Origin of the sequence: Alteromonas sp. BZK5 (genome assembly GCF_014349115.1) — a bacterium.
GTDB classification, from domain to species: domain Bacteria; phylum Pseudomonadota; class Gammaproteobacteria; order Enterobacterales; family Alteromonadaceae; genus Alteromonas; species Alteromonas macleodii.
The window spans coordinates 37907-46127 of record NZ_JACSOE010000031.1; the positions used below are offsets into that span (position 1 = coordinate 37907).

Below are 8221 nucleotides of genomic sequence, written 5' to 3' on the forward strand. Positions count from 1 at the left end.
AAACGGCAATTGAGCTGAGTCAATGCCAGCTGTTTTCTTCCATATAGTTGCGTTTTTAGTGCATTACCTTCGGTAGGAAAAACCAAGCCTGTTCACAGCTAAATAACAAGCAAAAAGAGCGCATTAAACGATGAACAACCTTGGGCAAAACCCGCCACATAGGGTAGGCTAGAAATTCACAATAATAAGGACTAACTGCATGCTACAATTGAACATTTTTCATAAAGCGGCGCGACAAGTAAAAGCATCGGGTAAATCGGCCATTGCGATTACGGTATTATTTGTCGTGTCTACGTCTTCCGCGTTGGCTGCGCTGCCAAGCATTGGTGAATTCACCAGCGATATGACCAAAAAAGATGGTTTAATTCCTGTTTACTATGACGATGAAAGCGACAAAGTTTACTTGGCGGTGCCAACAGCCCACGCCGAATATCTGTTTCAAAGCAGTTTGCCTTATGGCGTAGGGTCTAACGACATTGGCCTTGATCGCGGCCAGCTAGGCAATACGCGTTTAGTAAGCTTTGAAAAATTTGGAAACAAGGTTTTATTAAAGCAGCACAACACCAAATACCGAGCAGCCCATGGCAGCGACGCTGAGAAACAGAGCATTGATGAAGCCTTTGCTGATTCGGTTATCGCAGGTTTTACGCTGGTAGCCAAAAACGACAGCGCCAGTCTAATAGATTACACACCGTTATTATTAAGCGATATCCATGGCATTGGCAATCGCTTAGCGGGAACTAACCAAGGCAGTTTTAGCGTAGATAACATGCGAAGCGGCGTGTATTTACCTAAAACCAAAGGCTTTGAAAAAAATACTGAATTAGAGGCTTTAGTCACCTTTGCAGGTAAGAAGCCAGGCGAATACGTGCAGCAAGTTACGCCCGACCCAGAAAGCTTGTCGGTGCACTTGCATCATTCGTTTGTGGCGCTGCCTGACGACAATTACACGCCCAGAGAGTACCACCCGTACTCGGGCTACTGGAAATTCAGTTACTTTGATTATTCAACGCCTATCAGCGAGCCTACTGAACAGCGTTTTATTACCCGCCATCGTTTAAACAAGAAAACCCCGCATGCTGCAATGAGCGAAGCAGTAGAGCCTATTGTGTATTACCTAGATCCTGGTATTCCAGAACCCGTAATGACCGCGCTTAAAGAAGGGGCGAGCTGGTGGAATCAAGCCTATGAAGCCGCAGGCTACAAAGATGCGTTTCAGGTGAAAGTATTGCCCGAAGGTGCCGACCCAATGGACGTGCGCTATAACGTAATCAACTGGGTACATCGCGCAACGCGCGGTTGGTCTTATGGGTCGTCGGTTGTCGACCCGCGCACTGGTGAAATTATCAAAGGTCACGTTACGCTCGGCTCATTGCGTGTAAGACAAGATTATTTAATTGCCCTTGGCCTAACCAGTCCTTTTAAGGACGGCAGCACCGACACCACTGCACAGCAAGAAATGGCTTTAGACCGCATTAGGCAGCTTTCAGCCCACGAAGTAGGGCACACATTGGGTATAGCCCACAACTTTGCGGCAAGTGAAAATAACCGTGCGTCGGTAATGGATTATCCTCACCCCAAAATTAGTATTAAAAACGGCAAAATTAGCCTAGAAGGCGCGTATGACAAAGGCATAGGCGCATGGGATATTCACGCCGTAGCGTATGGCTATCAAGACTTTGCCAGCGATGTAGAAGAAGCCGAAGCCTTGGCAAAGATTATCGTAAAAGGCCGCAATGAAGGCTTGAGCTTTAAGTCAGACCCAGATACGCGCAGCAGTCGTCATGCATCAGCAAACGGCCATATGTGGGAAAACGGTAGCAATCCGCTAGATGCTTTCGATGAAATTTCACAAGTACGCGAACTGGCGTTAGCCAATTTAGGTTTAGACACCCTAAGCCCAAATAGCAGTTTATCCTCGCTTGAAAATGCTTTAGTGCCTATTTACTTACTCCACCGTTATCAGTTAGAAGCCGTTGCAAAGCAAGTCGGCGGTTTAGTGTATGAATACGAGCGCAAAGGTGACTACACCCAAGCACAGGGCCAACAGTTTGTAGCACCTGCGGTGCAGCAGCGCGCAATGCAACAGTTAATTACTGCCACTACTGCTGATTACCTGACTATACCTGAATCGGTACTCGCCCTTATTCCACCTACAGCCTATGGCGACGATATTACTCGCGAGCACTTTAAGGGCAAAATGGGGTTAATGTTAGACCCTGTTTCTGCCGCTGCTTCAGCATCTAACTTTGCGTTTGAATTACTATTGCACCCAGAGCGCTTAAACCGCTTAGAGTGGCAAACAAGAAGTAGTAATGACAGACGCAAAAAAGTAGGCGTTTCTATGCTGGTGAAGCAAATACTTAACGTTCACTGGTATAAAAATAAGTCACAAAGCCCATTAGCAAAACGCTTACAGTTAGTGGCGTTAAATGCAGTGATGAAAGCAGTAACTAACGATAAGTTGGCGCCTGAAGTAAGAATGGAAGCCGAACTTGCTCTTCTTGAATTTAGCGAATGGTTAGACGACAAAGCAGACGACAATCAGTATGAAATACTGAAAGAACAGTTCGATACTTATTGGGCTAGTAAGGCATGGCCAAGTACCTTTGAAGTAGAGCCGCTACCGCCAGGTTCGCCGATTTAAGGAAGTTGATAATTAATGTTAGGGACAACGCAATTAGAGCAAAATCATAGCCCGAGTAACAAGCAAGTGCCGCAAAGAACCTTTGCGGCCTTGGTCACATCCTTACTCGCTGTACTAATTCTGATATTAGTTCCATTAGTGGAAAGTCTGCATGGTGGTGTGCTGTGGGGCTTAAACTACCATTCCCCCAAGTTTATGTCACAGGTCGGCGACGCGTTAGCCTTAGTTAAGCTTATAGCGCTTTGCGCAGGTGTGTACCTGCTTTTCACGCAGCACGGTAGATTGAGATATCTTGTTAAAAGTAAATGGTTATCTGTTGTTTTGAGCTGTATTTTAGCAATAGTGGCTTTCATTCAGATTGCGATAGGTCTATTAGGTGTACTGATTGATGCAACACTAGGATCCAACCGAGACTACTTTCATAAAGAATTTGAAATAGGAAATAACACTATTTACGTGTTTACCGCAGACCCAGGTGCCATGGGTACGGCCTACCATTATTTCTATTTAAAATGCCCACTTCCTTTAGACCGCTATGAACTAACATTTATTGAAAAAACAAATTGGGTATGGGAGCTAGAGCTTAAAGCTTCTGATAATGGTTTTGACGTATTTAATCAGCGTGGTGGGTTTAAATATCGCGTTAGTTTGGGTGAAGTAGGGTGTGGTTAGGTACCTTGTAACTCTGCTCTGAGTGAATGAAATCTTGTGTGGTTATCGTTAAGTGATACTATAGTGATACATTTGAAAGCTGGAACCTGCATCGTGAAAGTAGAATTAGTTACTACATTAAAGAGACAAGCCACAAAAATTCTGCAAGACCTGCACACTTCAAAAGAGCCTGTTTTGATTACTGAGCGTGGTCAGCCATCGGCTTACTTAGTTGATGTTGATGATTATGAGATGATGCAAAAGCGCATGTCGATTCTGGAAGGTATCGCAAAAGGTGAGCAGGCAATAAGAAATGATGACGTTTTAACTAACTTGCAGGCCAAAGAGAAAATGGATAAATGGCTGAAATAGTATGGACAGAACCTGCTCTAAATGACTTGGACAAGATTGCTGAATACATAGCGGTATCTAATTTAGTTGCGGCAAAGAAACTGGTTAAAGAAGTCTTCGCCAAAGTAGAAATACTTAAGGAATATCCTAAATCAGGAAAGTCAGTCCCCGAATTACCACCCCTCAATTACAGCGAGCTTTATGTAAAGCCCTGTCGAATTTTTTATAAATTTGAGGACAACAAAGCCTTTATTTTGCACGTAATGCGGCACGAACAAGATCTTAGGCGCTTTTTATTAGATTAGCGTTGATTCATTTTAAGTACACTTGGTGAACACAGCAGTTTTATTCGTTACTTACGGCTTGTGCCAAAAGCTGTCATTCGTACCGCCATAAACACTGGCGTCGTTTACAGACTCCGAGATCTTTGATTTGTTATGCAGATTATTCGCTAGGCTGCCCACCTTCAGGAGACCCTTCAGGTTTTCGAAGACCTCCAAGCATCATGGACCGAACCACTAACCTAAGAATCATCCACCATGCATATATGGCCGAGATTGATGATGATGAGTTGTCGTCCAAAAGCCCATGTGCGACCTCATTTCGCAAGTTGAAAGCCAAAGCATCAGTGAAAACACTTTTAATTTCAAAAACTAAATCTTGGCCAAAAATGTTTACTGCATCCGGCAAATCCATCAGTGTGCTCAAACCATTTTCGTTTTCAATACCTTTTCGGTCTATGTTGCTAGTATGTGCACCAACTTCTTTTAATTGAACACGAACGATATGTTCGAGTTGCGGACACAATAGGTGAATTGCATTTCCGAAATCGTGTTCAAAACCTAGCCACAACGCATAACCTAGAAGGTGTTTCCGGTTTTGCGGAACAATAGGAGAATGATGACACAATGCCTCCATGAGTTCTTTCGTAAATCTATGCTCCATAAGCAATTGTCTTAAAGCGGGTAGTATTTGTCCCTCAACAGTAATCTGAGTTTCGATAGAAAATTGCCGCTGAATCTGCCTATGTAAAACTGCTTGGTTGGCCGGATCATCTTCACCTGCATTTAGATTCATTGGTGGTGTTTTTGCGATTACTCTTCCATCGCCACTCATGTGACTGGAGCCAATTAGACTTCCTAGGAGGCTATGCTGCATACTTTCTTTAGCACTATCGGCTAGCCTTTGGTATTCAGGGCCAGGATAAAGTCCGGTAAAATACATTAATGCCTCTTCAATAGAGTGTTTTCCTGAGACATGCGCTATTGATGATTCGACCATATCGGAGATGTCCACTCCCGGTGTTTTCACCAGCCCCATTTCATCTAATGAAGCCTTGCCTGATTCTGTTATCTTTGTACGAATTACTTCTATCTTGCTGTTGACGTTGTAATTCTCACGATTTTTGACTGGAATACGACGGTATGCTTGTATTGCATTTTCATAGAAGGAGTTGGAGACCATATTACTGCCGCCAGATCGAGAATCAGCTTCTTTTTCGAAGCAATCAGCTATCGAAGCCAAACACTCCAGCCAGGCTTGCTCATCACGACACTGTTGGAATTTCTTTGCCGCCAACTCCAAATAAGATCTCGCAGAATTGAAATCACCTTCGCGCTTTAGGCCAGTGCCATATCTCATTAATTCATGTGCTATATTTTCTCTGAGTTCATGATCTATTTTGAGTTTGTCCAGTAAACCCGCGATTCGTAGAGCCATGAATTTATTACTTGGATACTCAATACCAAATGCTCCAAATAGTTGGTTCTTGATATCATTTAGCTTCTCAAAGTCCTTTACTTGCATACATAATCTTGCAGAACGTTCCCAACAGTCATTTATGTCACGATGCCAAGTATCAGGATCGATGGTGTGCACAATATAAGACTCTATAGCGACTTTCGCATGCTCCGGATTTCTTGGCTTTTTACACAGCCATAATAAATCCGCTAGCCTTGCCTTCAACCAAGGCTCAACTATGTCATTCAGTATTACTTCGAAAAAAGCTAAGTCATCTACCGTGAAATCTTCAGGAATAGCCGAACGCCTTCCAGCCTGATAATCTGCAAAATAGGGATTAAAAGGCTCGTTTAAGCTGCCAGGAGCGAGCATCATTGATGCGGCACGTCCAAGTAATTCAAGAATTTTTGCTTGTTCTTCTAAACCAGCTTCAGCCTTCACTTTTGCATGCTTCTGAAGGCTTTGCATGACAGAAGAGTACCCATAATGATTTTCAGGTTGTACGTCATACTGCCATTCGCAGGCGATGAATTGTTGTCGAGCATCATTTAACAAATCAGTCATTCAACTTCCTTGATCTTTAATCCATAAATTGGCAAATCATTCTGGCGCATAAAAGTTTATCAATTGGCAAGTTGCCTCTTTTTCTGCCACTACATCGCCTGTTTATATTTTGCAACAATTTATAACACTGATAATTAGCTGCTACTAGTCAGATAGTGATTTGAAATTTAACATTTTATCTGTTTCAGAAAACAGGCAAATTGCCTGTTAGTATTAATAAGGGGAAAATAACCATTGAGAAATAGAATAGTTTATTCAACGTCCGCTAAACGCTCATTGCAGCCATCGAACTATCTTTGAGCGATGGGCCCTCATGCCGTTTAATTCCAAATAATTAAACGGCAGGAAGTAATTCAAAGAATAAACCAGTGACTTGCGTGAGACGTTCCTACGTACCCTAATCAACCATTTTGTAATAAAGTTTTACTCCATCAACTTGCGTACAAAAATCTACAACTCCTTATAATTCGTAAACACCTTATACAACTGCGTACCACTTAACACCGAAGCCGACGGGAAGTGTAGAATAGGGATCAAATCGCAAGGCGCTTCTAAGGTCCTGCTGCCGTTGTCGGTATCCAGGTCGTCAATATTTAAAATTTGCGCCAGTGGTTCGCCTTTCTTCACCGTTTGGCCTGGTTTCGCCATGTACTCCACCATGCCGCCCCAGTTAGTAAACAGGGTTTTATAGTCTTTTAAATACACGCCTAAACGCTTCATTTCTGTCGGTTTAATATCGCATTCGTGCAATACGCCTTTGGCGTTTAAGTAGCTAAGAATACTGGTGGCGTCTATATTACCTTCGTTAAAGTCGATAACTTCTTGGCTACCCATTTCAAGCGTAAACGCTTCAACGTTAAAGCTTACCTCACGCGCTAAATTAGTTTTTATGCTTTCTTGCAGTGTCCACCATGGGCAGAACGTCGCTTCGTCCAACGCCCCCGCAAATACGTTTGGAATAAAAATACAGTGAGGAATGTTAAATAGCTTGGCGCTGTCTTTGGCGTATTCGGGAATATAAACGTGGCGGGTAGACACCGGGCCGTTGTGGAGATCTAACACGAAATCGGCGTTGACCGCCATTTGCTGTAGCTTTAGGTTTAACTGCTGTGCCAAGCCTAAACCCCATGGTTCAGCCAATTTGTTGTCTATAGCGTTAGACAAGTGAGCACGAAAACGTTGTTTTATGCCTTCAATTGACTCTTCGCGGGTGACTGTTTTGGCGAAATGTTCAACTGCATCTTTATCGAAGAAGTAGCCGCGGTTCCAGTTTGTACCGTTCACAGGATCGAACCGGCCTAATGTGTACTCACCGGCTTTAATGTTAGTACCAATGGGGTTACAGTTGGGCACTAGGATAATTTCGCCGCAAATATCCATGTCTTTTAAGCGCTGAATGAGATGGTAAATAACCACGTTGCCTTGCACTTCAGCGCCGTGAATAGAACTTTGAATATACACGGTGGGGCCAGGGCGCGCGCCCTTCATTCGATAAATTGGCACGTTCATGTTACGTCCAGACGCGTTTTGCGCCACTACCATGTGTTTTTTCACTACTTGGGTTGTCATTTAAATCAACCTATTTTCTGTCTTGTTCTTTGTTTTAGTCTGTTGCTTTTAACCACGTTTTTAGAATTCATGCCGCAAATGCACCTAAACTTAACAAGCACATAGCTCGCAATCTACGCCTTTAGGTAACTTCCAGTTTCGCCACTCGTGCGACAGAGCATCAAACGTCATTAACGTGTTTTTAGGAATATTATCGAAATCCATCAATACTTGCATAGCTAGCATTGCTTGGTAAGTACCAACAATATTTACTACTGGCGAGAATATACCTGCCTCAACACAGCTTAAATCGGATGATTCAAATAGCGTTCGTAAGCATGCATAGCAGCGGCTCTCACCGGGTATAGCAACGAAAAGCTGGCCTTCAAAGCGAATGGCTGCGCCCGATACTAGCGGAGTATTTAGTTTAAAACAAAATAGGTTTATTAAATCTCGTGAGTCTGTATTGTCGGTGCAATCTAGCACAACGTCAGCTCGCTCTATGGCTTGTTTTAATGCTGGTGAAAGCTGAGTAGAGCTGGGCGCCGAAAACGGTTCTGCCATTACGGTAATGTCGCAGTCACTGTTTATTGCAGTAAGCCGCGCTTTAGCCGCCTCTACTTTACTTATTCCTACATCTTGTTCGCTAAACAAGGTTTGCCTTGGCAGGTTGGTGGCCTCAACAGTGTCGTGGTCGATAAGTGTAAGAGAGCCCACGCC

At 43.5% G+C, this 8221-nt stretch carries 7 protein-coding genes; 4 read left to right on the top strand and 3 right to left on the bottom strand.

From position 1 onward, the window contains the following. The first annotated feature begins 199 nt into the window (after nucleotides 1-199). The 4 genes from BIZ39_RS10945 (at nucleotide 200) to BIZ39_RS10960 (ending at nucleotide 3954) form a co-directional block, all read left to right on the top strand. Nucleotides 200-2647: a zinc-dependent metalloprotease gene (locus BIZ39_RS10945; protein ID WP_187446964.1), complete on the top strand. Its 2448-nt coding sequence runs from the start codon at nucleotides 200-202 to the stop codon at nucleotides 2645-2647. Nucleotides 2648-2662: 15 nt separating this feature from the next. After that, nucleotides 2663-3319, top strand: a complete 657-nt coding sequence (locus BIZ39_RS10950; RefSeq protein ID WP_187446965.1) for a hypothetical protein — start codon at nucleotides 2663-2665, stop codon at nucleotides 3317-3319. Between the two features lie 93 nt (nucleotides 3320-3412). After that, nucleotides 3413-3670, top strand: coding sequence for a type II toxin-antitoxin system Phd/YefM family antitoxin (locus tag BIZ39_RS10955; RefSeq protein WP_187446966.1), 258 nt, complete (start codon nucleotides 3413-3415; stop codon nucleotides 3668-3670). Next, nucleotides 3658-3954: a type II toxin-antitoxin system RelE/ParE family toxin gene (locus tag BIZ39_RS10960; protein ID WP_187446967.1), complete on the top strand. Its 297-nt coding sequence runs from the start codon at nucleotides 3658-3660 to the stop codon at nucleotides 3952-3954. Before BIZ39_RS10955 ends, BIZ39_RS10960 begins: the two co-directional genes overlap by 13 nt. Nucleotides 3955-4093: 139 nt before the next feature. Here the strand turns inward: BIZ39_RS10960 and BIZ39_RS10965 are convergent, their stop codons facing one another. The 3 genes from BIZ39_RS10965 to BIZ39_RS10975 form a co-directional block, all read right to left on the bottom strand. Continuing rightward, on the bottom strand, nucleotides 4094-5953 hold the full coding sequence (locus BIZ39_RS10965; RefSeq protein WP_187446968.1) for a DUF4209 domain-containing protein: 1860 nt from the start codon (nucleotides 5951-5953) through the stop codon (nucleotides 4094-4096). 450 nt (nucleotides 5954-6403) lie between these two features. After that, nucleotides 6404-7522: a succinylglutamate desuccinylase/aspartoacylase family protein gene (locus tag BIZ39_RS10970; RefSeq protein WP_014949777.1), complete on the bottom strand. Its 1119-nt coding sequence runs from the start codon at nucleotides 7520-7522 to the stop codon at nucleotides 6404-6406. A 90-nt stretch (nucleotides 7523-7612) separates the two neighbouring features. Continuing rightward, nucleotides 7613-8221 (bottom strand): HesA/MoeB/ThiF family protein (locus BIZ39_RS10975; RefSeq protein ID WP_187446969.1); only part of this gene is annotated, 609 nt, incomplete at its 5' end.

Coding starts and splice junctions, on each gene's coding strand:
- BIZ39_RS10945 (WP_187446964.1), top strand. CDS start 200: ATGCTACAATTGAACATTTTTCATAAAGCGGCGCGACAAGTAAAAGCA.
- BIZ39_RS10960 (WP_187446967.1), top strand. CDS start 3,658: ATGGCTGAAATAGTATGGACAGAACCTGCTCTAAATGACTTGGACAAG.
- BIZ39_RS10970 (WP_014949777.1), bottom strand. CDS start 7,522: ATGACAACCCAAGTAGTGAAAAAACACATGGTAGTGGCGCAAAACGCG.
- BIZ39_RS10950 (WP_187446965.1), top strand. CDS start 2,663: ATGTTAGGGACAACGCAATTAGAGCAAAATCATAGCCCGAGTAACAAG.
- BIZ39_RS10965 (WP_187446968.1), bottom strand. CDS start 5,953: ATGACTGATTTGTTAAATGATGCTCGACAACAATTCATCGCCTGCGAA.